This is a genomic window from Neisseria sp. HMSC067G12, from assembly GCF_001812725.1.
GTDB lineage: Bacteria > Pseudomonadota > Gammaproteobacteria > Burkholderiales > Neisseriaceae > Neisseria > Neisseria perflava.
Genome location: NZ_KV810226.1, coordinates 210,128 through 233,210, shown reverse-complemented (window position 1 = coordinate 233,210; position 23,083 = coordinate 210,128). Strand labels below are relative to the sequence as shown.

Genomic DNA, 23,083 nt, shown 5'->3' with positions numbered 1-23,083 from the left:
AGAATTTTTCGATTTCTGCTTCAACATCATAGCCGGCATCAATCACGGTTTCTTGTATATTGTGTCCAAGTACGGTCAAAACTTCTTTCGCTTTTTTATGAAGCGTGTGGTTTAACTCACCATGCGAATGTCCGAAATTTTTACCACCGTCTAGTAATAAAATATTCATCTTTTGCTCCTACAACAAATAATTCTGAAAAATGAGAGCTTCAATTATGCCTTTTTACTGCATCTTTTAAAAGTACATTGGCTTGCACGCTTTTACAGACCATAAAGGGAAATTTATCATACCTATCATTAGCATTCATTATCTTCCTTCAACCAAATAAGCCTTTTCAATCAGCTCTCTAACCCAGCGATACGCAGGATCTTTATGTGTCCGTTCGTGCCAAATCAATGTTTTGGTAAAACCTTGAATTTCAAGGGGGGGCTCAAAGCGTTTGAGATTGGGCAAGTTGCTAATTAAACGTTCAGTCAGGACTACCAATAAATCGCTTTGTTCTAGTAATTCAGGCAAAACAATAAAGTTTTGTACCGATAGACTGACATTTCTTTGTAGCCCCATCGCTTTCAGGGCTTGGTCAATAACACCGCTGAAGTTACCGCCATGATAGGAAATCAAGGCTTGTTCTAACTGGCAAAATTGCTCAAGGGTAAGTTCTGTTTGTTGGGCTATTGGGTGATCGTGGCGAACGGCACAAATATAGCGTTCATCATACAGATTTTTTGCATGAATATCCGGTGCTTGGAAGTCTAGTGTAACCACCGCAAAGTCAATTTACTGCTGTTCAAGCTGATTTTGTACGATGCTTTCGTTAATCGCCAGCACCACCACTTTAATTTTCGGCGCTTGGATTTTAGAAAGCCTGCCTAACAACCGCGTGCGTGTATTAACCGAAGAAAGCCAAATCGGCAAACTCGCCAAAGGCTTGGCAGTAACTGTGCCAAATCCAATGGTAAACGGCCATCAAGCATGGTTAGACGGTTTAACAAAAGCCACGAAAAAATAAAGCAGCCTGCACTTTGAAAAACAAGGTACAGGCTGCTTTAGGATAATGAGCCGTTTATCAATCCAGTTTCAGGATTTCTCCGTCTTCCGGAACGTTCACACGGCTTTCAATGCCTTGACCGCGTATAAATTTACGCATATCGGCGCGGCTGACGGCGGTATGATTCACGGTATCCATGTGTACGGTGATGATTTTGGCTTTAGGCATGACTTGGCTGGCTTTTAATACATCAGCCGTCCCCATAATAATGCCGTCTGAAATACCTGAAATCAGCGCGTAGCCCGTGTTCATAATCAGATAATCGGGTTTGTAGCGGTTCAATGCTTTGTTTACATCTGCCGTCCACACAGTATCACCCATAATATAAGTAGTTTTGTGTCCGCTGCTTTGGAATACCACACCCATTGCATCACCTAAGATTTCGGCTAGCTGCGGGTTGGCATACATGGCTTCTGTACCGTGTACGCCGCCGGTTTTGCTGATGGTTACGCCGTTGAAGACAGCGCTGCCGTTCAACACGCGTACATCAGTAAAGCCTTGGCTGCGGATTTTTGCCGCGTCGGCTTGGTGCTGCACATATACGGGCAGGTTTTTCGGAATGGAACGTGCGGCGGTTTCGTCCCAATGGTCTTCGTGAGTATGGGTAACGATAACTGCATCCACACCGTCCAAAATTTTATTCACGCTCATCGGCAGCCCGACCAGCGGCATTTTGGCTTGGCTGTTGAACGTGCCGGCAAAGCCGTTCATGGAGTGCTTGGGTGCGAAAAACGGGTCAATCAAAAACGTCTGCCCCGCATATTCGACCTTGGCGGTAGCGTTACGGATATGTTGGTATGAATCGTCTGCCCAGGCGGAAAAGGCTGTCGCGCCCAAAACAGTGGCAAGAATAAATTGCTTGAATTTCATGATGTTGCTCCTTAAAAAATCATGGAGCGTATTTTAAGCAGCAGGTGTATCGGCTAAAATAGGCAATATTGCCAATAAACGCAAGGATAGTGCCAAAATGTCGTCTGAAAACGAGCGTAACGAGTTTCGCCAAAATCAAGCTGTCCCCAAAATCGTGCTATATGCTCAATCGGGCATGAATGATTTTGTCTTCAACATTCCCTTTTCTGTTTTTCAGACGACCTATCGGGACAATCCGCTCTTTGACCTGAAAATCTGTTCCGATGACAGCAAAGACGTCATCACGGCACTGGGCGCAAACATTCCCGTACACGGCGGCTTGGATTTGACGGAAGAAGCCGACATCATCGTCATCGCAGGCTGGCGCAATATTGAAGAAGCCCCGACACCCGAGTTGAGCGCACATTTACAGAAAGCGGTACAACGTGGTGCGCATATCACCGCCCTATGTTACGGCACTTACGCCCTTGCCTACACAGGACTTTTAGACGGCAGAACCGCCGCCACCCACTGGCTTGCCGAAGACGACTTTGTCCGCCGTTTCCCTAAAATTCATCTGGATACCAACCGCCTATATGCGGAAGACGGCAACTTTTTAACATCGGCAGGTGCGGCAGGCGGGCTGGATTGTTGCCTGTACCTCATCCGCAAAATCCACAGTGCAACCGTTGCCAACGACCTTGCTCGTACCTTGGTTGCGGCACCACACCGTGAAGGCGGGCAGGCACAGTTTATCCACCGACCTGTCGAACGTCGTACCGCCGATGACAAAATCAATCACTTATTGGACGAACTGCGCCAAAACCTTGCCACCCCATACCGCTTGGACGATTTGGCAAAAAAATTAGCCGTTTCCCGCCGAACCTTTATCCGCCATTTTTCTCAAGCCACAGGCATGAATTTCAGTGAGTGGCTCACCACAGAGCGGCTATGGCAGGCGCAGGATTTGTTGGAAAATACGGATTTGCCGATAGAACGCATCGCCGAACAAAGCGGCTTCGGCAGCGCGGCAAACCTACGTTTGCAGTTCAAAGCCAAATTTAAAATCAATCCAAATGCCTGGCGGAAAGTATTTGGCAGATAGCTAAACACAATACCCCCTCCAAGCGCAGGCTGCTTTTAAAGGCCGTCTGAAATCCCAAAAAGCAGCCTGCACTTTTCAGACGGCCTTTTTTCTTTTTCAAAGAGTAGAGAGATTTCAAAGAGTTTTTATAAATCGTCTTCAAAATCCAAACGCTTGTTCTATCCTAATCATTTATATTCAAAGATGACAAGCTCAATCTCATCCTAGCCAAATAGATCGCAACTTTTATATGGACACAAAAGGCCGTCTGAAAGTTGAGTTTCAGACGGCCTTTATGTAATGTGAGCTTTCCTACCATTTTTCATTGCATCGATGAATCATACTCCCTCTACAATGTAAATTATGTAAACACTGTGTTGATGGTTTATCATAGCAAAGCCTGCACCAAGCAATCATAAATACCGCAATATGTATAAAATCAAAAACCAATAAGAGAAAAAATGAATAAACAACAACTTGCAGCCAAAATTTGGCAATCTGCGAATAAAATGCGTTCCAAAATTGAAGCGAATGAATACAAAGACTACATCTTAGGCTTTATTTTCTACAAATTTTTGTCCGACAAACTGGAAAAATTTGCCCTTGAACAAGGCTTAGAAAAATCAAATTTTGCCGATGAGCTTACCGAATATAACGTGGATCTTGTCAACCATATCAAAAGAAACCTCGGCTATTTCATCAGCTACGAACATCTGTTTTCAACTTGGTTAGCCCAAGGCTCGGATTTCAATATTGCCAACGTCCGCACAGCAATGAGCGCTTTCAGCCGCAATATTGCAGAAAACTACATCTCAGTTTTTGACGGCATTTTCAAAACCTTAGAATCCGGTTTGAGCAAATTGGGCGATACCGCCGCCAGCCAAACCAATGCGGTGAAAGACCTTTTCATACTGATTGCCGATATTCCGATGGACGGCAAACAGGGCTATGACGTATTGGGCTTTATTTATGAATATCTGATTAGTATGTTTGCTGCCAACGCAGGCAAAAAAGCGGGCGAATTTTACACGCCGCACGAAGTATCTTTGCTGATGTCGGAGATCATTGCCGACCATCTCAAAGACCGTGAAGAAATCAGCATTTACGACCCGACCAGCGGCTCAGGTTCATTACTGATCAACATCGGCCATAGCGTTGCCAAACATCTCAAAAGCGCCGACAGTATCAAATATTATGCCCAAGAATTAAAAGAAAACACTTACAACCTCACGCGCATGAATTTGGTCATGCGCGGCATTTTGCCGAGCAATATTTTCACCCGCAATGCCGATACATTAGAAGACGACTGGCCGCTGGAAGGCGAGCCGCTGTATCTGGATGCCGTAGTGTCCAATCCGCCCTATTCCCAGCCGTGGAATCCCAAAGACAAAGAAGGCGACATCCGCTACAAACGCTTTGGCGTCGCCCCGCAGGCAAAAGCCGATTTTGCTTTTCTATTGCACGACCTCTTCCACTTAAAGCCCAACGGCATCATGACCATCGTCTTGCCGCATGGCGTGCTTTTTAGGGGCGGCGAAGAAGAGAAAATCCGAAAAAATCTGATTGAATACAATCATATCGATGCCATTATCGGTCTGCCTGCCAATATCTTTTTTGGTACGGGCATTCCCACCATCATCGTCGTTTTACGCCAAGAGCGCGAACGTAACGACGTATTGATGATTGACGCCTCCAAGCATTTCATCAAAGTAGGCAAAAACAACCATTTGCAGGCAAGCGACATCAAGCGCATTGTCGATTGCGTGACCCATCGCCGGGAATTGCCTAAATTCTCCCGCATTGTGCCGAAAGCCGAAATTGTGGCAAACGGCTACAACCTCAACATTCCACGCTATGTCGACTCTGCCGAGCCGGCAGAGCAATGGGATATTTTCGCCACCATACACGGCGGCATTCCCAAAGCCGAGCTGGCACAATTTGCAGACTATTGGGCAGCCTTTGACGGTTTACAGACGGCCTTGTTTACCGATAACGGCACACCTTATGTGCAACCGAAAACCGACAATCTTAAAGCCGCCATGCAAAGCCACGCCAGCGTGCTGAATTACCAAGCGCAATTTGCCCAAAACTTTGCCGATTTCACTACCAGCTTGGAAACCCTGCTGATTGAGCCGATGGAAACGCTCAACATCTCCCAAACCCAGCAGCAACTCGCCGAACTTATTCGGGAAAAAGTACAGGCAATGCCCTTATTGGATTTTTATACTGCCTATCAAAAACTCGATGACCTATGGCGCGCCGATGTGGCAGGCATTGCCGCCGATTTAGAGATGATCCAAACCGAAGGTAAACAGGCAATTAAGCAGGTTGATCCATTTATGGTGCTGAAAAAAGACAGCAAAACCAAAAAAGAAGCCGAGGTACAAGACGGCTGGGTGGGGCATATTCTGCCGTTTGAATTGGTGCAAGCCGTCAAACTGCCGCAGGAATTGGCAAACCTGAAAGCCAAAGAAAGCCGCTTAGCGGAAATCGCCGCCGAAATGCAAAGCATTTTGGAAAACCTGAGCGAAGAAGAAAAAGCCTGCCCTGCCGTCAATGATGAAGGCGACGGCTTTATCAACGCCGAAATTCCCAAAGCCTTGCAACAAGAATTGGAAGCCGACGGCGTAGCGATTGCCAAAAAAGCCGACTTGACCAAAGCCATCGACAAACACATTTTTGCCGAAGAAAGCCTGGGCGCAAAATTGCAGGCTGCCTATAAGCTGCTTGCCGAAGAAAAAACGCTTAAGGCAGAACTCAAAACCCTATCCGCCGAGCTTCACAGCAAAACCAAAGCCGCCATTGAATCCCTGGATGATGCCGAAGCCCTCGATTTGCTCCGTCAAAAATGGTTTGTTCCGCTCAATGCCGCGATGTGCAAGCTGCCTGAAAACATGCTGGCGCAATTCAGCCAAAAACTGACCGCACTTTGCGACAAATATGCCGACACCTATCAGCACATCAGCGAGCGTAAACAAGAAAGCGCCGCCGCACTGGCACAAATGATGGACGAACTCACCGGCAGCGAGTTTGACTTGCAAGGCATTGCCGCATGGCAGGCAATTTTGAAAGGCTAAGGGGGCAAAATGAATAAGCAACAAGAGCCACGTTTGCGGTTTAATGGGTTTACTGATGCTTGGGAAGAAAAGGTATTGGGTGAAGTAACAGAATATCTTAGTGATGGTACTCATTTTTCCCCAAAATCCCAAAATGGAGAATACAAATATATAACTTCGAAAAATATTAGAAATTCAGGTTTAGATTTATCTGATGTTTCTTATATTTCAGCTGAAGAGCATCAAGAAATATATAAACGTTGTTCAGTCAAATTTGGAGATTTGTTATTAACGAAAGATGGAGCTAGTACAGGAAATTGTTGTATTAACTTTCTTGACGAAGAATTTTCATTATTATCCAGCGTTGCTGTATTAAGGCCAAAGCAAAAGAAACATAATGCTAATTTTTTATGCCAAGTATTACAAAGCCCTATTGGACAAAATGAAATTAAAGGCTCAATGGCTGGGCAAGCAATTACCCGTATTACTTTAGAAAAGTTAAGAGCCTATAAATTTAATTTTCCTCTTTACGAAGAACAAACCCACCTTGGTTTGTTTTTCCGCCGCTTAGACAGCCTAATCGCCGAGAGCCGAGCGGTGTTGGAAAAAAGCCGTCAGCTTAAAAAGGCCATGTTGGCAAAAATGTTCCCCGCAAACGGTGAAAAAATACCGAAAATCCGTTTTAAAGGGTTTGAGGGGGAGTGGGAGCGAAATGAATTAGGCTGCTTGGGTTATTGCTTATCAGGTATTGGTTTTTCTGAAAATGAGCAAGGTGGAGCAAATGGCATACCATTTTTCAAAGTGTCAGATATGAATTTATCGGGTAACGAAGTTTATCTAAGAAAAGCCAATAACTATGTAACCCAAGAACAAATTGATAAACAACGATGGCAAGTTATTCAACAGCTTCCATGTATATTTTTTGCCAAAGTTGGAGCAGCTTTACTGTTAAATCGTAAACGGCTGGTTAATACTCCATTTTTACTTGATAACAATACAATGGCGTTTATCTTAGATTCAAGCTTGGATAATTATTTTATGAAAACACTTTTTGATACGATTGATTTGCCTGCATTAGCCCAAATCGGAGCTTTGCCATCCATAAATGCAAAAGATATTGAGAAGAATATTGTGTTTATTCCTACCCCTAAAGAACAAACCGCCATCGGCAACTTCTTCCGCCAACTGGACGAAACCATTGCATTACAGTCGGCAGAGGTCGAAAAATTAAACCAACTTAAAAAAGGGCTGTTGGCGGCGATGTTGGTATAGGGCGGGCGTTCCTGACCATGATTGAGGCCGTCTGAAAAATTGTAGTAGCGCCCTTACGGAGAAAAAGAATGTTTAATAAAGAAGCTGATTTTGAAAACGCACTGATTGCCTTGCTTACCACCAAAAGCTGGGAAAAGGAAGTGTTGCTCTATCCCACCGAAGAAAAGTTAATTGCCAACTGGCAGGAGCATTTGAATAAAACCAACCAACATATCGACAAGCTCGATGTGCCGTTGATTCGCTCGGAAATGAACCAGATTTTGGAGCAGGTGCAGGCATTAAAAACGCCTTATGCGCTAAACGGCTTTATCAATGGCAAAACGGTGGCCATCAAGCGTGAAAATGAGGAAAGCCGTCATTTCGGCAAGGAAGTATCGTTGGATATTTTCGACCGTGAGGAAATTTCTGCCGGCAAAAGCCGCTATCAAATTGCCCAGCAGCCCCAATTTACTCCTCGTTCGGATTTATACCCTAAGCAGCGCGGCGATTTGATGTTGTTAATTAATGGGATGCCGATGTTTCATATTGAGTTGAAACGCTCTGGCGTGCCCATCAGCCAAGCGACCTATCAAATTGAGCGATACCATAAGGCAGGCGCGTTTTCTGGCATTTTTAGCTTGGTGCAGGTGTTTGTGGCGATGACGCCGGAAGAATGTCGCTATTTTGCCAATACCGGCGGTCCATTAAATCCTGCGTTTTATTTCCGTTGGGCGGATTTCAATAATGTGTATATGAACGATTGGGACAAGGTGGCGACGCATTTCCTCTCGATTCCGATGGCGCATCAGTTTATCGGCGATTACACCATTGCCGATGCGAAAGACGAGCAGCTGAAAGTGTTGCGCAGCTATCAGTATTATGCAGTCAACAAAATTGCTGACACGGTGGCAAAAACAGATTGGACTTCGGGCAATCAGCGCGGCGGCTATATTTGGCATACCACAGGCTCGGGAAAAACGATGTCAAGTTTTAAATCGGCGCAGTTAATCAGCCGCCGTAAAGATGCGGATAAGGTGATCTTCTTGCTCGACCGTATTGAGCTGGGCAAGCAATCGCTGGAGGAATATCAGAATTTTGCCGATAGTAAAGATGATGTGCAGGCAACGGAAAACACCGCCATTTTGCTCGCTAAGCTGAAAAGCAAACAAGACCGCGACCGCTTAATCGTTACCTCCATTCAAAAAATGAGTAATATCAAGGCGGAAGAAGGGGTAAATGAGGCTGACATCGAGCAAATCAGTGGTAAACGTTTGGTGTTTATCGTTGATGAAGCCCACCGTACTACTTTTGGCGATATGTTGCTCACCATTAAGCACACCTTCCCCAATGCGATTTTCTTCGGCTTTACCGGCACGCCGATTGAAGAAGAAAACGCTAAGAGAAATTCAACCACTGCCACGGTTTTCGGCAATGAATTGCACCGCTATTCGATTGCAGACGGCATTCGCGATGAAAATGTGCTGGGCTTTCACCCCTTCCATATCCGTACCTTTAAAGACAGCGATTTACGCAGAACTGTCGCTTTGCAAGAAGCCAAAGCAACAGATGAAAGCGAAGTATTTGCCGATGATCAAAAGAAAAAAATCTACAATCAATTTATGAATGATGTGCCGATGGCGGGAGAATATACTTCAGACGGCAAATATCAAAAAGGCATTGAAGATTATATACCCAATGTGCAATATCAAACGCCGGAACATGTGAATGCAGTGATCGACGACATGCTGGATAATTGGCGACGCCTCAGCCAAGGCAAAAAATATCATGCCATTTTTGCCACCAGCTCTATTCCCGAAGCGGTCAATTATTATCGCTTAATTAAAGCCAAAATTGCTGAGAAAATCAGAATTGCTGAGGAAGCCAAAAATTCTGAGGAAGCCAAAGATCCTGAGGAAGCTAAAAATCCCTGGCCGAAACTGACCGCCCTTTTCGATCCGAATATTCTTAACGATGGGCAAGGCAACGATAAGGAAATATGGATTGCCGAAATTTTGAAAGATTACAACGCCCAGTTCCACACAAATTTCGGCTACGCCACTTATTCCCGATTTAAAACGGATTTGTCGGATAGGTTGTCGCATATCAATGCGTATAAGAGAATCAAGCCCGACGAGCAGCTGGATTTGTTGATTGTGGTCGATCAGATGCTGACAGGCTTTGACAGCAAATGGCTCAATACGCTCTATTTAGACAAAATTTTGGATTACGCCAACTTGATTCAGGCGTTTTCCCGTACTAACCGCTTATGCGACAAAACCGATAAGCCTTTTGGTTTAATCCGCTATTACCGCAAGCCGCATACGATGCAACGCAATATTGAGCGAGCCGTAAAACTTTATTCGGGCGACCGTCCTATGGGGCTGTTTGTCGATAATTTAGATAAGGTTATCGACAAAATAAATGTCTGCTTTGCCGATATTGCCGATATTTTCAAATGGGCAGGATTAGAAGATTTTTCAAAAAACCCTGATGATACAACCTCATGCGCAAAGTTTGTCAAACTATTCAATCAGCTCAATGAGCACTTACAAGCTGCTCGGCTCTTGGGCTTTTCTTGGGGAAAATCAAGCTATGATGTGGTACAGGAAGACGACAGCGTGATCACTGCCACACTCAATTTCGATCAAGAGACCTACGATAAACTGCTGGCTCGTTATAAAGATTTGTTTAAAGAAAGTTCAGGCAATGGTGGCGGTAGCGATGATGTGCCATTTGATTTGCGTTCGCACATCAACGAAATCGAAACCGATAAAATTGATCAAAATTATATGAATGCCCGTTTTGAAAAATGGCTTAAAACCATCGGCGGCATAGAAGAAGCTGCTGCACTTGAGGAGCTACACCACTCTTTTGCTACGCTTTCTAAAGAAGATCAAAAATTTGCTGAGTTGTTTTTACACGATGTGCAATCCGGCGATATCAAGCTTGATCCAAATTTAGCATTAAGTGATTACATCACCACGTACAAACAAAAAGATGCCAATGATAAGGTGCTAAAAGTAATTAAAGGTTTAGGGCTAGATGGAGATTTGCTACGTGCACTGTTGGCAAGAAAATATACCAGCGAAAATTTAGACTTAGGCAGACTAAATGACCTAAAAGCTACAGTCGATAGGGAAAAAGCCAAAGTTTATTTTAACGAAGAACGTATATTTTATTTAAATATACGGATTGATGAATTTCTAAGGGAACTAATTACAAGATAGTTATTACCTATTGAAAGATTTTTAAGCATCATCAAATGACGTATTCCTATCTGAATATTAGTCCCCTTACCTACCCAACTACAAAGGCTGAGCCAAATCATTTTCCGTGTTGTAGCTGATAAAATCCTGCTCATGAGGGAAATGGACAACCCTCGCGCGCTGTTGCTGCAGCCAACCTCGGATGCTGCGCATTCCTGAATAAAGGTATGGCACGGTGCTTTGTAGGATTTGCGGTCGGATAAACATCACGCTGTAATGCGGCCTGGCAGAGGTCTCTACATAAAACGCATTGCACAATGGCGTGCGCCGCGCGATGGTTTCAAATTGGGACACCAAATTTTCCGGCATCCGCGGCATATCGCAAGATACGATGAGCAGCCAATCGGCAGTAGCAATTTGTAAATCGTTGGCGGCGGTACACAAGGCGGCCAAAGGGCCGTAATGTTGCCATTGGCGCGCATCGGAGAAAACGTGCGCGCTGCGTTGGGCGTAGGATTCGAGATTGCGGTTGGCACTGATGGCGATATGGCTGACTTGCGGGCGGATTTTTTCGATAACGTGATCTATCAAGGCTTTGTTGTGCCACTGCACCAACCCTTTATCGACACCTCCCATCCGGCTTCCCTGCCCGCCGGCCAATATCAGTGCAAAAATTTTCATTTTGGTAGTCCTTTGCAAAGCAGAGTGCGTAAGTGTTATTCGAGATGTTGTATTTATGGAATAAGTTTTAAGGCTTCAGGCCGTCTAAAACCTGATTTTGTGATTTAATTCACTTAAGATGAATTTTATCATAACATGATTTTACATTAAACCCCTGTTTTTTCTTATCATAACCATACAATTATTTTAGACAGGTTGTTTATAGGCCGAAAGAATGATATTTTTATAAGATTATCGGATTAGTCTTCCTGCGTGCTTTATGCGTTTATTCTCCGGATCTTCAGACGGCCTGAGCCTGTCCTCGCGTTTAAAACTGCTGACTGTGTTATGGGTCGGCTCGGCTTTTTTGTCGATTGCCTTTACCCTGCTGCTTTCTTGGCGTTTGGAAAGCGCGGCCAAAACGATTGAAGATGCGGGCAGCTTGAAAATGCAGGTGTATCGCTTGGCTTATATGGCAAGCGTCCGTACGCCCAATGCTCAAATTGACAACCAAATCAAAGAATTTGAACGTACGCTGGCCAATGTAACGCAAAGCGATGCCATTCATCCGCTGATTCCGTCACAAATGCCGCTGGCTTACGATTTGATCCAATCGATGCTGTTAATTGATTGGGAATCCAACATCAAGCCTTCTTTGCAACATTACGAGCGGCCGACCCAAATCGGCTTATACCGTTTTGCCGGCAATATCGAGCTGTTTTTACAGGCGATGGAAAACGCCAACGAGCAAAATACTTTGTGGCTGCGCCGTTTTCAAATGGCGATGATGTTGATGATTTTAGTGGCTGCCGGCTTGATGATTGTTTGGCATTATTCGTGGATCATCCGGCCGCTGGAAAAATTGCGCGACGGGGTAGAAACCATCAGCGAAGGTCGTTTCGGGGTACAAATCGATACAGACCAAATTCGTGAATTCTCCCAAGTCAGCAAGGGCTTCAACCAAATGAGCCGCCGTCTGAAAACGCTTTATACGGATTTAGAAGGACAGGTTGCCCAACAAACCCAAGACTTGGCCCGGCAAAACCGTGACTTGACCCTGCTCTACCAGACTACGCGCAACCTGCACCAAACCTTTACGCCGCAACAGGCCGCAGAAGAATTTTTGGCTCAGATTCTGCCGGCGTTTTCCGCTTTGGGCGGTACGGTATATCTTTCCGATGAGGAACGGAAACGTTCTGATTTGGCGGCAAGCGTCGGTGAAACCGAAGAAGGAAATCGTGTAGAATTTCCGATCGTTTATCAAGACGAACAACTCGGCGTACTGACCCTATATTTTTCAGACGGCCATATGCCTGATGAGCAAGACGAAAAACTGCTGCATACCTTAAGCGGACAGCTGGGCATTTCCATCGCCAGCAACCGCATGGAACAAGAGCGCCGCCTGCTTGCAGTTTTACAGGAGCGTAACTTGATTGCGCAAGGTTTGCATGACAGCATCGCGCAAGCTTTGACCTTTTTGAATTTGCAGGTACAAATGCTGGAAAGCGCGTTTGCTTCAGACCAACGCGAGCAGGCCGAAGAAAATATCGGCTTCATCAAAGACGGCGTGCAGGAATGCTACGAAGACGTCCGCGAACTTTTGATGAATTTCCGCACCAAAATCAGTAATAAAGATTTTCCCGAAGCGGTAGAATCGCTGCTGGCGCGTTTTGAACGGCAAACTGGTATCCCGGTTGATTTAAAATGGCAGGACGACGGACAGGCATTAAATTATGATGAACACTTGCAAATCATCTTCATCTTGCAGGAAAGCCTGTCCAATATCCGGAAACACGCGCGTGCGCAACATGTCAGCGTCGAAATTGCCAACCACGGCGATTTTGTCATGACGATTCGGGACGACGGCGCAGGCTTTAATAAAGAACATCTATCAAACCGGCCTTCAGGCGAACATGTCGGCTTGGGCATTATGCAGGAACGGGCCCAACGGATTAACGCAGAATTGGCCATTACATCGCAGATTGGGCAAGGTACGGCGGTTATGCTGACTTTGCCGCAACAAATGAGAACAGCATCATGACGATTAAAATTACCCTTATTGACGACCACACCCTATTTCGCAGCGGCATCAAAGCCCTGCTCTCCCGCCAGCCCGATTTTGAAGTCGTCGGCGAAGCTTCAGACGGCCTGGCCGGCGTAAAAATGGTCGAACAGCTTAAGCCTGACGTAGTTTTGTTGGACTTGGATATGCCGGTCATGAACGGCCGCGAAGCACTGGCTCAAATTTTGAGCATCAATCCACAACTGACCGTCATCATGCTGACCGTTTCCGAAGACAGCGACGACTTGACCGAATGTATGCGTATGGGTGCAAAAGGCTTTTTGCTGAAAAACATCAACGCCGACTTCCTCTTGGAAAGCATTCGCAAAGCCGTCGATGGCGACAATGTCTTCTCTCCAGAAATGACCAGCCGCTTGGTGCAATCGCTGATTTCCCCTTCTCCTTCACGCTCCGACCACCTGCTGGCGCAGCTGACCCCGCGCGAAATGGAAATCTTGGGCTACCTTGCCGCCGGACACAGCAATAAAATCATTGCCCGCCATTTAAACTTGGCTGAGTCAACCGTCAAAGTGCATGTGCAGAACCTATTGCGCAAGCTGAATCTAAGCAGCCGCGTCCAAGCTGCGGTTTATGCGGTGCAACACAAAGTACCGCAACCGGTATTGTCTTAAAAAGGCCGTCTGAAACCTTCTTTTTAAAAGGTTTCAGGAAAAGCGTTTATTCGCTATAATCACGCCGATTTATATGCAGGGTTGTCTGATTTTTTCAGACGGCCTTTTTATTTGATTTCTCACTGATTTAAAACAACATGTCCGAAAACATTCCAGAAAATACACCCGAAAATACCGTTCCTGAAGAACACAAACGCAGCATCCGCAGTTTCGTCTTGCGTCAAGGCCATATGACCGCTGCCCAACAGCGCGCCATCGATACAATGTGGCCGCAATTTGGTGTGGACTTCCAAGAAGCTCCTTTGGATTTGAACCGCGCATTCGGCCGGGATAATCCTAAAGTTTTGGAAATCGGTTTCGGTATGGGCGTCGCGACAGTGGAAATCGCCAAACGTCTGCCCGATACCGACTTTTTAGCAATTGATGTTCACGGCCCGGGCGTCGGCAATATCTTGAAGCTGATTGAGGAAGAACACATTTCCAATATCCGCGTAATGCGTCATGATGCGGTGGAAGTAGTGGAAAAGATGCTGGAAGACGGTTCTTTAGACGGCATTCATATTTTCTTCCCTGACCCTTGGCACAAAAAACGTCACAATAAACGCCGCTTGGTACAAGTGCCGTTTGTTGAAAAGCTGCTGCCCAAACTCAAAAGCGGCGGCTATGTCCATATGGCGACCGACTGGGAAGAATACGCCGTGCAAATGCTGGAGGTTTTGAGCAGTTTCGACGCTTTGCAAAACACGGCTGCCGATTACGCCCCTACGCCCGATTATCGTCCTGAAACCAAATTTGAAGCCCGAGGCAAACGATTGGGTCATGGCGTTTGGGACTTGGTGTTCCGTAAAAAATAAAGCCGAACATAAAACACAAGGCCGTCTGAAATTTTTCAGACGGCCTTTTATCTTACTGATTAAGCCAAGAAAAGTTTATAAGCCGGATTATCGGTTTCTTCTTTATAAACATAACCCAAGCTCTCCAAGAAGTCGGCAAAGGCTTCATTGTCGCTTTCAGGTACATCGATACCGACCAAAATACGGCCGTAGTCCGCACCATGATTGCGATAATGGAACAAAGTAATATTCCATTCGGCGCGCATATGGTTCAAGAAGCGGGACAATGCGCCGGGACGCTCCGGAAATTCAAAGCTGACCAAGCGTTCGCTGGATACTTTTTCCGTACGTCCGCCGACCATGTAACGGATATGGATTTTGGCGATTTCGTCATTGGTCAGATCGACATTGGGCAAACCTGCGTCAGCCAGTTGTTTGCTGATGACGGCCAAGTCTTGCGCACCGGCGGTTTGCAAGCCGACAAAAATATGCGCATTTTTATCGCTGCCGTAGCGATAGTTGAACTCAGTAATGTTCCGGCTTCCCAGCAAATTGATAAACTTCAGGAAGCTGCCCTTTTCTTCGGGAATGGTAACGGCGAAAATACCTTCGTTGCCCTCGCCCAGCTCACTGCGCTCCGAAACGTGGCGTAAGCGGTGGAAGTTCATATTGGCGCCACTGGTGACGGCAACCAAATTTTGACCTTGGATATTGTTTTTCGCAACGTAAGCCTTCAGGCCGGCAAGAGCCAATGCGCCCGCAGGCTCAGTAATGCTACGCGTATCGTCAAAAATATCTTTAATCGCGCCGCACAACATATCCGTATTGACCGTAATAATTTCGTCCAACAGCTCTTTACACAGGCGGAAGGTTTCCTCGCCCACCACTTTAACCGCCGTGCCGTCTGAAAACAGGCCGACATCTTTCAAATGTACGATTTTCCCTGCCTCAACCGATTGCTTCATACAGCAAGAATCATCAGTTTGCACGCCAATCACTTTAATTTCAGGACAAACTTGTTTGATAAACGCCGCTACGCCTGCTGCCAAGCCGCCTCCACCAATCGGAACAAAAATCGCATTGATATTGCGGTGTTGACGGAGGATTTCCATGCCGATGGTTCCCTGGCCGGCAATCACATCCGGATCATCAAAAGGCGCAATATAAGTCAGCTTTTCCTTTTCGGCCAACTCCATCGCATAATCATAGGCATCATTGTAAGACACGCCTTTCAATACCACTTCGCCGCCACGGCTCTTTACCGCGTCAATTTTGATTTTAGGCGTTGTTTCCGGCATCACGATGACGGCGCGGCAACCCAAATACTGCGCCGATAAAGCCACACCCTGCGCATGGTTGCCCGCGCTGGCAGCAATCACGCCGCAATCCAAAGCTTCTTTCGGCAGCTTCGCCATTTTGTTGTACGCACCGCGGATTTTGAACGAAAACACCGGCTGCAAATCTTCACGTTTGAGCAAAACCTGATTGTTCAGACGGCCTGACAGACTGCGTGCCAAATCCAAAGGCGTTTCTACGGCTACATCATAAACGGAAGCGGTCAAAATACGGGTCAGATAATCGGAAAGAGGAAGAGGATGGTTCATGGTATTCAGTGTTCGAAAATAAATTGTCATTCGGCCGAATCGGCCTGAGGAAAAAGTTAAAACCATACCCCTGAGGCCGTCTGAAGGCAAGAAAAATCTTAGCAAAGCCTGAATGAAACGGTATAATGTCCGCTTACTATCTATTTAGTATGCCAAACTGTTTACTCGATAACAGTATCCACCCATATTCAAATTTACAAACAATGATGAAAAAAACGCTACTTAGCTTAATTTTTGCTGCCCTCCTGAATACCCACGCCCTTGCCGCCGACCCGGTTGCCTCCGCACCTGCCGTACAAGGCGAGGCACAGCCGCAGCCATTGTTGCACAGCATCAACAGTCCGACAACGCCTCCGGAAATCGCGGCAACCGCCTACATCGTTACCGACCTGCACAGCAAGCAAACCTTGGCATCCAACAATGCCGACGCGCCTATCGAACCTGCCGCGTTGACGCAAATGATGACTGCCTACCTTGCCTTTAAAGCATTAGAAAACGGTACACTTGAAGCAAGCCAAATGCTGACCGTTTCCAATGCCGCATGGAAAGTCGAAGGTTCGCGTATGTTCCTCGACCCAAAAGTGCCTGTCAGCGTCAGCTCCTTAATTAAGGGGACAACCATCCAATCGGCCAACGATGCCGCCATCACCCTTGCAGAAGCCATCGGTAACGGCTCTATCGATGAATTCGTCAAACAAATGAATGAAGAAGCCAAACGCTTGGGCATGAAGCACACCCACTTCAACAACCCGACCGGCATTTCTTCTAACGGCCATGTTTCAACCGTTGGCGACTTGGCCATTTTGGCAGCCGCGCTGATCAACGACTATCCGAAATACTATCCTTTGTTTGCAAATAAATCTTTCAAATACAATAATATCGAGCAGCCCAACCGCAATCTTCTGCTCTATCGCGACAGCAGTATCGACGGTTTGAAAACCGGCTATTCTGAAGGCGCAGGCTATCATCTTGCTGCTTCCAGCAAACGTAACAACCGCCGTATTGTTTCCATCCTTGCCGGTGCCGAATCCACCGAAGCGCGCGCAAGCGAAAGCAGCAAACTGCTCAACTGGTCATTGCAGGCATTTGATACGCCTAAACTTTACAACGGCGGAGAAGTGATTTCCCAAGTCAAAGTTTACAAAGGCAGCACCAAAGCCGTAGACATCGGTTTCTTGGACGATGTTTACATTACCATTCCCCACGATACCGGCAAAAACGTCAAACCAATCTTAGAAACGCTTCAGCCCGTCCTCGCCCCGATTGAAAAAGGTCAAGTATTGGGCAAACTGAAAGTCATGAAAGACGGCAAAATCATTGCCGAAAAAGACGTCGTCGCCCTAACCGGCGTGGAAGAAGGCAGCTGGTTGCGCCGTATGTGGGACGCGATTGTGTTGTGGTTTAAAGGTTTATTCAGTTAAACAATCAACCATAACAAAATAAGCCACAAAAAGGCCGTCTGAAACCTGTTTGCCAGATTTCAGACGGCCTTTATTCAGCCTAAAAGACAGCTAATTAGATAATTCCAGCGTTGGCGGTAGATGCTGTGTCATCGTGAACATCAACCGTATCGACAGACGAGTAGCTCATGCGGTCAGTATGCGTATTGACGTCTGACAAATTACTGATATTGTCATTACCTGACAACCTACCCATCAACTCTTGCAGGCTCAATGTGCCTTCATCGAAACGGAAGGTATCAATCACGGCATTGTTAGTGTTACCGGAAACGAATTGGTCATTGATGGTAATGCTGTCCCCTTCTGATCCCTTAACGGTAATTTTCCAATCGATATTGCCTCGAACATCAGTGATGGCATCAATATGCAGGTCATTAACAGAGATATTTTGGCCAAATTGCAGTGCATTATGTTCGCCCACATTATCGGTAATCGTATCCTTACCTTCTCCAAGGCTGAAAACATAAGTATCGGCACCCTTACCGCCTACCAAGTAATCGGTTCCTTGTCCGCCAAATAAAACATCGTTGCCATCGCCGCCATTCAAACGGTCATTGCCACTTTCACCCCATAAAGTATCGTTGCCGTTACCTCCATGTATAGAATCATTACCCATACCGCCATTGAGACGATCGTTTCCATCATAGCCAAAAATAATGTCATTACCTGAATCACCGTTAATCGTATCATTGCCCAAACCGCCTCTGATACGGTCATTGCCATCGCCGCCGCTGACAAGAGCATGGCTGCTGTCTGTAATTGTGATGATATTATCAGCACCTAAATGATTCGCAGCTTGGGTAAGACTGTGATCATCTATTTCCGCTACATTTTTTGCAGAAGTATTTTCTGCTACCGAAAGGCTATGATTATTTTCGATGGTTAATGTAGTCTCGTTTACAGGCTCCGGAATATTGCCTTCTTTATGATTACGGGTTTTGGTAATCTCTTGGTCGGAAAGATTATTCACAATAGTGTTATTTTCAATTTTGATATTGTTGAGTTCTCCCAAAATATCTTTTTCGGGAGTAGCATAATCCCTGCCTTCTTCCAAATCGATAGAACCTTTAACACGACCATATGTGTCGGCATTAGTCCCGTTGTTTACCAGTAAGTTATCGTGAACGGAAATACCCGTATCATTGAAATCAAAATTATGGCTGTTTTTGAATACAGTGTTTAAGCGTACGCCACCCCAATTGGCATTATCTTTAATAAGGTTATTGGCTACTTCATGACCTTTGCCGCCAAAGATACCAATACCTGCCGCACGCCAGCCTAATTCAACGGTATTGTTTAAAAAGTGGTTATTTTCAGCAACATGGGCATTGGTATTCTCATGATGACTTGACCATGTTGCTAAGCCATCATCACCATTGCCACGGATATTGGAATTGATAACAGTGGAATTGCTGGTACCTTGTGCAAAGTTAACGCCGTCTGCAAAGTTGTTGCGAATAGTGGCATTGGAGATAGTCAAACCATCAGTGTAATTTAAAGGTTTGTTTTTAGAATAATCCCCAATCCATACGCCAGCTTCAAAATGTTCAATTTTGATATCGTGAATAGAAGAGCCAGTACCTAAAGTGCCGGATATCCCTTTATAATTGGCTTTCTCATCATGTCTTGAATTTAGATTTGAATCCATAGAGAGATTGCCCAAATCTATATCTTTACTACCGGGTTCAAAAGAAATACCACCGCCACCGCTCGCATAACCCTTATCATCGTATTTAGCAGCTTCAGTATTCAAAAAATGTAACTTAGTGTGCCATTGCCCTGCACCGGTAATCTTAATACCATCAGGAACATAAAGGGAAATCGGTCGTGAAAAATCAAATTGACCTTCAGGAATGTAAACAGATTTTTTAGACGCTTTTGCAGATTCAATCGCAGCTATGAATGCTTGGTAATCATCCGAGCCGTCATTGGCGACTGCGCCGAAATCAGTAATGCTGACACTGTTTTCAGGCTGTCTAATGGCGTCCGGTGCCTTTTCCAAATCAACCAAGTCAATGCCTACGGGCGTGCTGTCGATATTAGTGATTGTAACCTTATCCCCTACCTTGATATTGGCCTCTTTAAATAATTGGCTGACTTCGTCAAATTGGAAGCGGGCAAGCCTATCTGCCGCAGGCGTATCATGAACTTTAATATCATCATTCGGATGATATGTATAGTTATCCAAATATTGCCAGTTAGATTTGGAAGACAAATCCAAAGTACCGATCACTGTATTATTGACTTTGACTTCTACTTTACCGCTTTCACCGTCAGGAACGGTATAACGGATGGTTACGGCATTGGCATCTGCTTGTGCAATAAATGACACAGATGCATTAGTAGGCAAATCAACATATGCCTGACCGCTTGCTTCACGGGCAGTTGCGCGTTCTGCCTCTGAAGAAGAGGCATTTTTAACAACGCCGTTTTTCAGTTCACTTTGTTCTGCCTCATAAGTCGTATAGCCAAGTTTGGCACCATATTGAGAGGCATTGGGTACTGCTGTTTTAATGTTTACCATTTAATATATTCCTTCAAAAATGTCGTAATATTGAATTATTCTTTTGTAAAATGCTTTTATTAGTCATAATTTTGGCATAAAAGTTCAATATACTATTGTTTAATTTTGAAAAGAAAATGCCGTCTGAAAATATAGAAATTTTCAGACGGCATCTCAATGCCTTATTAGATTGTTGATAAAGATTTAAGCCAAACCTTTTTTCTCCAGATAGCTTTCGTAATCGCCCAAGTAGTGTTCATATCCGCCTTTGCCATCCAATTCGATGATTTGGGTAGCCAATGAAGATACAAACTGACGGTCATGCGATACAAAAATCAGCGTGCCGTTGTATTTTTCTAGTGCCATGTTCAAGGATTCGATGCTTTCCATGTCCATGTGGTTGGTCGGTTCATCCATGACTAAGACATTGGGTTTCAACAGCAACAGTTTGCCGTAAAGCATACGGCCTTTTTCGCCACCGGAGAGAACCTTCACTTTTTTCACAACATCGTTGCTGCCAAAGAGCAAGCGGCCCAAAGTGCCGCGGATGACTTGCTCGTCATCGCCTTCCTGACCCCATTGGCGCATCCATTCGCTCAGGTCCATATCGACGTCGAAGTCGTTTTCATGGTCTTGCGGATAGTAGCCGACACTGGCTTTTTCCGCCCATTTGATGGTGCCTTCGTCCGGCAGCAGGCCGCCTGAATATTCGGGGTTGTACGCACCTGCCAAGAGTTTCAGCAAGGTAGATTTACCCGCGCCGTTCGGGCCGATGATGGCAAGGCGTTGGCCTGCTTCAAGGATGAAGTTCAGGTTTTTAAACAACTGGGTTTCAAAGCGTTTGGCCAGTTTTTCAACTTCCACAGCCTGACGGTGCAATTTGGCTTTTTCGTCGGCTTCAAAACGAATATACGGGTTTTGACGGGTAGAAGGTTTGACTTCGACCATTTCCGATTTGATTTTGTCTGCCTGCTTCAGACGGCTGGTTGCCTGACGGGCTTTGGATTTGTTCGCAGAGAAGCGTGCAACGAACTCTTGCAGCTCTTGCAGTTTCTCTTTGGCTTTGGCGTTGTCTTTCAGGGCGCGCTCACGCGATTGGGCGGAAGCAAGCATATAGTCGTCGTAGTTGCCCGGATAGATGGTGATGGTGTTGTAGTCCAAATCCGCCATATGGGTGCAGACTTCGTTCAAAAAGTGACGGTCGTGCGAGATGATAATCATGGTGGAGTCGTACTGGTTCAACACGCCTTCCAACCAGCGGATGGTATTAATGTCCAAGTTATTGGTCGGTTCGTCCAAAAGCAATACATCTGGCTTGGAGAACAGGGCTTGCGCCAGCAATACGCGCAGCTTGAAGCCCGGGGCGACTTCTGCCATGGTCGCATTGTGCAAATCTTCGGAAATGCCCACGCCGCTCAACAATTCGGCAGCGCGTGCTTCGGCAGTGTAGCCGTCGTATTCGGCAAACTTAGCTTCCAGTTCGGCGGCTTTCATGTAGTCGTCTTCGGTAGCTTCGGGGTTGGCGTAAATCGCATCACGCTCGGTCATCGCCGCCCACATTTCGGTATGGCCCATCATCACTACGTCCAGCACGCGCATGTCTTCGTAGGCAAACTGGTCTTGGCGCAATTTACCCAAACGCACGCCGTTTTCAATCGCTACTTCGCCGGCAGTCTGTTCCAAATCGCCGCCGAGGATTTTCATGAAGGTGGACTTGCCTGAGCCGTTGGCGCCGATCAAGCCGTAACGGTTGCCTTCGCCAAATTTGACGGATACGTTTTCAAACAGCGGCTTTGCGCCGAACTGCATGGTGATGCCGTTGGTAGAAATCATTATTCGTAAAACCTTTATAAATAGAATGTTATAATCGGACGCGATTGTAGCATATTTTTGCAAAGACCTCAGGATTGAGGCCATAGCAAGTGTGCCCAATGCCTATGCAAGATAAAAACAGACAGCGCTTCACGCAAAAATGCGTTGTAGGCAGCATTTCAGGCCGTCTGAAACGGAGAAACAATATGGAAACGCACAAAATCTATTACGCCGTGATTATTTTGGTATGCGCCGCTTCCATGCTGCTCAGCCCGTTTTTCTATATCCGCCGCACACGATCTGGCGCTGAATTACGACGTGCGCCCAGACAGTGGAAGCCCATCCTCTTCGCCAACATCATCATGATTGCGGCTTTGCTTGTTTGGTGGAAATGGTTTTAAGGAAAAATAAAAATGAACAAAATTTGGATCAGTACATTACTACTCACTTTGACAACTGCAATTTCCGCCGCGCCTATTTTTGAATGTACCGATTCTGCCGGCCGCAAAGTCTATACCCAAGCCGGCGGCAAAAACTGCAAAGCCAGCAATATCGGCAAACCGTCCGTCTATACTTCTGCGCCTGTTTCAACACCGGCAACGCCGATTTCCCCAAGCAAAACCGAGCAAGCGGAAGAAGCTGTCGCCCCGGTCAATCCGGCTGACGTCGGCGCAGCCAAGCGTGCTTTGGATACCGCCAAGAAAAACTTGGAAGAAGGCAAAAAAGTGCGTTATGGCAATGAACGCAACTATGCCCGCTATCTCGAACGGATCAAGGGTTTGGAAAAAGCCGTCCGCTCGGCTCAGGAAAACTATGACGCGGCGCAACACCAGCCTGCATCTCAAGATCCTGTTGCCTATTGATCCTTACCACACCAGCAAGGCCGTCTGAAATTTGGTTTTCAGACGGCCTTTTCATGTCTTCAATATAACAAAATCGTCTTTATACCAAACAAAGCATTCTTTCCAGTTTTCAGACTGCCTTGTTAAAGTAAGCGTGTATTAAATTCTGACGGTTGCCAT

The 23,083-nt window shown here is 45.9% G+C and carries 17 protein-coding genes and 1 pseudogene; 11 read left to right on the top strand and 7 right to left on the bottom strand.

Annotation, left to right across the window (positions count from 1 at the left end):
• Together HMPREF2871_RS11025 and HMPREF2871_RS11020 are read right to left on the bottom strand one after the other, a co-directional pair.
• A pseudogene (locus HMPREF2871_RS11025) lies at positions 1 to 169 on the bottom strand (NADPH quinone reductase MdaB); the annotation flags it as partial.
• A gap of 138 nt (positions 170 to 307) precedes the next feature.
• A complete protein-coding gene (locus HMPREF2871_RS11020) occupies positions 308 to 766 on the bottom strand; it encodes a LysR substrate-binding domain-containing protein (RefSeq protein WP_004520558.1) in 459 nt (152 codons plus the stop codon).
• Positions 767 to 806: 40 nt separating this feature from the next.
• Here HMPREF2871_RS11020 and HMPREF2871_RS11015 point away from each other — a divergent pair, with 40 nt between their 5' ends.
• Positions 807 to 1,010 (top strand): SRPBCC family protein, encoded by a 204-nt coding sequence (locus tag HMPREF2871_RS11015; protein ID WP_049344824.1) that lies wholly within the window; start codon positions 807 to 809, stop codon positions 1,008 to 1,010.
• Positions 1,011 to 1,067: 57 nt separating this feature from the next.
• On the opposite strand, the gene HMPREF2871_RS11010 is transcribed toward HMPREF2871_RS11015, so the two are convergent.
• Entirely contained in the window at positions 1,068 to 1,919 is an 852-nt protein-coding gene (locus HMPREF2871_RS11010; RefSeq protein ID WP_049344823.1) for an MBL fold metallo-hydrolase, read from the bottom strand.
• Between the two features lie 97 nt (positions 1,920 to 2,016).
• Between HMPREF2871_RS11010 and HMPREF2871_RS11005 the strand changes: the two genes are divergently transcribed.
• The 4 genes from HMPREF2871_RS11005 (at position 2,017) to HMPREF2871_RS10990 (ending at position 10,516) form a co-directional block, all read left to right on the top strand.
• Positions 2,017 to 3,003, top strand: a complete 987-nt coding sequence (locus HMPREF2871_RS11005) for a GlxA family transcriptional regulator (RefSeq protein ID WP_049344822.1) — start codon at positions 2,017 to 2,019, stop codon at positions 3,001 to 3,003.
• A 440-nt stretch (positions 3,004 to 3,443) separates the two neighbouring features.
• Positions 3,444 to 6,059 carry a type I restriction-modification system subunit M gene (locus tag HMPREF2871_RS11000; RefSeq protein WP_049344821.1) on the top strand — a complete coding sequence of 872 codons (2,616 nt, stop codon included), beginning with the start codon at positions 3,444 to 3,446 and terminating at the stop codon, positions 6,057 to 6,059.
• A gap of 9 nt (positions 6,060 to 6,068) precedes the next feature.
• On the top strand, positions 6,069 to 7,310 hold the full coding sequence (locus HMPREF2871_RS10995; protein ID WP_049344820.1) for a restriction endonuclease subunit S: 1,242 nt from the start codon (positions 6,069 to 6,071) through the stop codon (positions 7,308 to 7,310).
• 68 nt (positions 7,311 to 7,378) lie between these two features.
• Positions 7,379 to 10,516: a type I restriction endonuclease subunit R gene (locus tag HMPREF2871_RS10990; RefSeq protein ID WP_070629602.1), complete on the top strand. Its 3,138-nt coding sequence runs from the start codon at positions 7,379 to 7,381 to the stop codon at positions 10,514 to 10,516.
• Positions 10,517 to 10,594: 78 nt separating this feature from the next.
• Here the strand turns inward: HMPREF2871_RS10990 and mobA are convergent, their stop codons facing one another.
• Complete coding sequence (gene mobA / locus HMPREF2871_RS10985) at positions 10,595 to 11,176, bottom strand: molybdenum cofactor guanylyltransferase MobA (RefSeq protein ID WP_004520569.1); 582 nt, start codon at positions 11,174 to 11,176, stop codon at positions 10,595 to 10,597.
• Between the two features lie 259 nt (positions 11,177 to 11,435).
• On the opposite strand from mobA, the gene HMPREF2871_RS10980 reads away from it, so the two are divergent.
• The 3 genes from HMPREF2871_RS10980 (at position 11,436) to trmB (ending at position 14,703) form a co-directional block, all read left to right on the top strand.
• Positions 11,436 to 13,196: a histidine kinase gene (locus HMPREF2871_RS10980; RefSeq protein ID WP_004520570.1), complete on the top strand. Its 1,761-nt coding sequence runs from the start codon at positions 11,436 to 11,438 to the stop codon at positions 13,194 to 13,196.
• On the top strand, positions 13,193 to 13,849 hold the full coding sequence (locus tag HMPREF2871_RS10975; protein ID WP_004520571.1) for a response regulator: 657 nt from the start codon (positions 13,193 to 13,195) through the stop codon (positions 13,847 to 13,849). Before HMPREF2871_RS10980 ends, HMPREF2871_RS10975 begins: the two co-directional genes overlap by 4 nt.
• 137 nt (positions 13,850 to 13,986) lie before the next feature.
• Complete coding sequence (gene trmB / locus HMPREF2871_RS10970; protein ID WP_039862398.1) at positions 13,987 to 14,703, top strand: tRNA (guanosine(46)-N7)-methyltransferase TrmB; 717 nt, start codon at positions 13,987 to 13,989, stop codon at positions 14,701 to 14,703.
• Positions 14,704 to 14,762: 59 nt separating this feature from the next.
• On the opposite strand, the gene ilvA is transcribed toward trmB, so the two are convergent.
• Positions 14,763 to 16,286, bottom strand: coding sequence for a threonine ammonia-lyase, biosynthetic (gene ilvA, locus HMPREF2871_RS10965; RefSeq protein ID WP_004520573.1), 1,524 nt, complete (start codon positions 16,284 to 16,286; stop codon positions 14,763 to 14,765).
• A gap of 203 nt (positions 16,287 to 16,489) precedes the next feature.
• Between ilvA and HMPREF2871_RS10960 the strand changes: the two genes are divergently transcribed.
• Positions 16,490 to 17,707, top strand: coding sequence for a D-alanyl-D-alanine carboxypeptidase family protein (locus HMPREF2871_RS10960; RefSeq protein WP_004520574.1), 1,218 nt, complete (start codon positions 16,490 to 16,492; stop codon positions 17,705 to 17,707).
• Positions 17,708 to 17,801: 94 nt separating this feature from the next.
• On the opposite strand, the gene HMPREF2871_RS10955 is transcribed toward HMPREF2871_RS10960, so the two are convergent.
• Positions 17,802 to 20,270: a calcium-binding protein gene (locus HMPREF2871_RS10955; RefSeq protein ID WP_049344818.1), complete on the bottom strand. Its 2,469-nt coding sequence runs from the start codon at positions 20,268 to 20,270 to the stop codon at positions 17,802 to 17,804.
• 183 nt (positions 20,271 to 20,453) lie between these two features.
• Positions 20,454 to 22,082, bottom strand: coding sequence for an ABC-F family ATPase (locus tag HMPREF2871_RS10950; RefSeq protein WP_049336108.1), 1,629 nt, complete (start codon positions 22,080 to 22,082; stop codon positions 20,454 to 20,456).
• A 185-nt stretch (positions 22,083 to 22,267) separates the two neighbouring features.
• On the opposite strand from HMPREF2871_RS10950, the gene HMPREF2871_RS10945 reads away from it, so the two are divergent.
• Both HMPREF2871_RS10945 and HMPREF2871_RS10940 read left to right on the top strand, forming a co-directional pair.
• Complete coding sequence (locus HMPREF2871_RS10945; protein WP_049336152.1) at positions 22,268 to 22,462, top strand: hypothetical protein; 195 nt, start codon at positions 22,268 to 22,270, stop codon at positions 22,460 to 22,462.
• Positions 22,463 to 22,474: 12 nt separating this feature from the next.
• Positions 22,475 to 22,924: a DUF4124 domain-containing protein gene (locus HMPREF2871_RS10940; RefSeq protein ID WP_049336110.1), complete on the top strand. Its 450-nt coding sequence runs from the start codon at positions 22,475 to 22,477 to the stop codon at positions 22,922 to 22,924.
• Positions 22,925 to 23,083: the final 159 nt, after the last annotated feature.

What these genes read in the sequence shown, in the direction of transcription:
- trmB (WP_039862398.1), top strand. Translation starts at nt 13,987, where the DNA reads ATGTCCGAAAACATTCCAGAAAATACACCCGAAAATACCGTTCCTGAA.
- HMPREF2871_RS10955 (WP_049344818.1), bottom strand. Translation starts at nt 20,270, where the DNA reads ATGGTAAACATTAAAACAGCAGTACCCAATGCCTCTCAATATGGTGCC.
- mobA (WP_004520569.1), bottom strand. Translation starts at nt 11,176, where the DNA reads ATGAAAATTTTTGCACTGATATTGGCCGGCGGGCAGGGAAGCCGGATG.
- HMPREF2871_RS10940 (WP_049336110.1), top strand. Translation starts at nt 22,475, where the DNA reads ATGAACAAAATTTGGATCAGTACATTACTACTCACTTTGACAACTGCA.
- HMPREF2871_RS11015 (WP_049344824.1), top strand. Translation starts at nt 807, where the DNA reads ATGCTTTCGTTAATCGCCAGCACCACCACTTTAATTTTCGGCGCTTGG.
- HMPREF2871_RS11010 (WP_049344823.1), bottom strand. Translation starts at nt 1,919, where the DNA reads ATGAAATTCAAGCAATTTATTCTTGCCACTGTTTTGGGCGCGACAGCC.
- HMPREF2871_RS11005 (WP_049344822.1), top strand. Translation starts at nt 2,017, where the DNA reads ATGTCGTCTGAAAACGAGCGTAACGAGTTTCGCCAAAATCAAGCTGTC.
- HMPREF2871_RS10975 (WP_004520571.1), top strand. Translation starts at nt 13,193, where the DNA reads ATGACGATTAAAATTACCCTTATTGACGACCACACCCTATTTCGCAGC.
- ilvA (WP_004520573.1), bottom strand. Translation starts at nt 16,286, where the DNA reads ATGAACCATCCTCTTCCTCTTTCCGATTATCTGACCCGTATTTTGACC.
- HMPREF2871_RS10945 (WP_049336152.1), top strand. Translation starts at nt 22,268, where the DNA reads ATGGAAACGCACAAAATCTATTACGCCGTGATTATTTTGGTATGCGCC.
- HMPREF2871_RS10990 (WP_070629602.1), top strand. Translation starts at nt 7,379, where the DNA reads ATGTTTAATAAAGAAGCTGATTTTGAAAACGCACTGATTGCCTTGCTT.
- HMPREF2871_RS10960 (WP_004520574.1), top strand. Translation starts at nt 16,490, where the DNA reads ATGATGAAAAAAACGCTACTTAGCTTAATTTTTGCTGCCCTCCTGAAT.
- HMPREF2871_RS10995 (WP_049344820.1), top strand. Translation starts at nt 6,069, where the DNA reads ATGAATAAGCAACAAGAGCCACGTTTGCGGTTTAATGGGTTTACTGAT.
- HMPREF2871_RS10980 (WP_004520570.1), top strand. Translation starts at nt 11,436, where the DNA reads ATGCGTTTATTCTCCGGATCTTCAGACGGCCTGAGCCTGTCCTCGCGT.
- HMPREF2871_RS11000 (WP_049344821.1), top strand. Translation starts at nt 3,444, where the DNA reads ATGAATAAACAACAACTTGCAGCCAAAATTTGGCAATCTGCGAATAAA.
- HMPREF2871_RS10950 (WP_049336108.1), bottom strand. Translation starts at nt 22,082, where the DNA reads ATGATTTCTACCAACGGCATCACCATGCAGTTCGGCGCAAAGCCGCTG.